The organism is Streptococcus sp. UMB1203 (genome assembly GCF_030217725.1).
Lineage (GTDB): Bacteria > Bacillota > Bacilli > Lactobacillales > Streptococcaceae > Streptococcus.
The window spans coordinates 1-236 of record NZ_JASOOK010000088.1 but is presented as its reverse complement, the minus strand read 5'-3'; the positions used below and the strand labels follow the sequence as shown (position 1 = coordinate 236).

Genomic DNA, 236 nt, shown 5'->3' with positions numbered 1-236 from the left:
TTGGGCGCGTAGCTCAGGTGGTTAGAGCGCACGCCTGATAAGCGTGAGGTCGGTGGTTCGAGTCCACTCGTGCCCATAAAGTTTGGTCCGTTGGTCAAGGGGTTAAGACACCGCCTTTTCACGGCGGTAACACGGGTTCGAATCCCGTACGGACTATTTTGGAGGATTACCCAAGTCCGGCTGAAGGGAACGGTCTTGAAAACCGTCAGGCGTGTAAAAGCGTGCGTGGGTTCGAA

General features: G+C 55.5%; 2 tRNA genes. Both read left to right on the top strand.

From position 1 onward, the window contains the following. Positions 1-2 precede the first annotated feature (2 nt). Positions 3-76: transfer RNA gene (locus QP439_RS09080), tRNA-Ile, on the top strand. A gap of 8 nt (positions 77-84) precedes the next feature. Further along, positions 85-156 (top strand) — tRNA-Glu (locus QP439_RS09075). Positions 157-236 lie beyond the last annotated feature (80 nt).